This is a genomic window from Tsukamurella pseudospumae (genome assembly GCF_001575195.1).
Taxonomy (GTDB): Bacteria; Actinomycetota; Actinomycetes; order Mycobacteriales; family Mycobacteriaceae; genus Tsukamurella; species Tsukamurella pseudospumae.
In genome coordinates this window covers 1-1,159 of record NZ_LSRF01000091.1, presented here as the reverse complement: position 1 = coordinate 1,159, position 1,159 = coordinate 1, and the positions used below count along the sequence as shown (strand labels likewise).

Sequence of the window (1,159 nt, the reverse complement as noted above, 5' to 3'; positions counted from 1 at the left end):
GATGTAACGTCACCTGAAGAGTCCTCTACTGGAGCCGATTCCGGTACCGGCGTTGAGCAGAGGCCCGATACCGAAGCTCCTACCGAGAGCACGCCCGACACGAGCGGTGGAGAGAAACCAGATACTTCGTCCCCCAAGGGACACGGAACTGTCGGAGAGCAAATGCCTCCTAGCGTCGGCACGCAGTCACCGGTGTCTTCTACCGGGTCCGGTATGCCTTCGATGCCGTCGACTCCCTCGATGCCGTCCACTCCGTCGATGCCGTCCACTCCGTCGGCGCCGTCGTTGCCGACGTCGGGACTTGGTAGCGGGTCGCCGCTGAGTAGCGGGCTGGGGACCGGCACGGCGGATCCGGCCGGCCTGGGCGCGGCGCAGTCGCGGTTCGGGCTGGCGGGTCTTCCGAGTGCTATGCCGCCGGCGGTGAGTCCGGCGGCGGCGTCGGCGCTAGGCGGTGGGGGTTCTAGCGCGGGTGGCGGTAGCGGGGGCGCTGTGACGCCGCCTGCACCGCGTGCGGTGACGCCGTTGGCCGCGTCGGCGCCCGCCCCGGCACCGTCGGCGCCGGTTGTTTCGTCGGGCCCGACGGTGTCGGCTTCTCCGGTGTCGGCGACCGGCGGTACGTCGGCGCCGATGACGCCGATGCTGCCTCCGTATTCGATGGGCGCGGGCGGTACGCACGGTGCGGCGACGCCGCCCGCGGCTGTGACGCCGGCGGCGCCGGCTCAGCAGGCGAGTCCGTCGACGGGCGCGCAGACGCCGGGTTCGACGGTGGTCGCGGCGGGCGAGGGCACGCGGCGTGCGGTGGCTGGAGCGAAGGCATCGCAGGGCCCGTCGAGGGAAGGCAAGATGGCCGAGCAGCTGTGCTTGGAGCTGGTCGCGGCGGCGCCGGCGGCGTTGCTGGACTGGGCTGTCGCGGTGTTCCGGCCTTCGGAGGACGCGCAGCCGGTATTGCTGGTGACCTCGAATATGGGGCCGAGTTACATCCCGCAGGGTGTGCTTTTACCGTCGACGGCCCGGAACCTGCTGAGCAGCGTCAGCGAGGGCACGCGGACGGCGTTGACGGGTGCGATGGACCCGGTCCACATCATCACCGAGTACGCGCGGCACGACGTGCCGCAGGGCACGGTCGTGGCGGTGGCGACGACGTCGACGGGTTCGTCGG

Annotated in this window: 1 pseudogene; it reads left to right on the top strand. The window is 71.1% G+C overall.

The window, feature by feature from the left end:
- Nucleotides 1–489: 489 nt before the first annotated feature.
- A pseudogene (locus AXK60_RS26705) lies at nt 490–1,159 on the top strand (hypothetical protein); the annotation flags it as partial.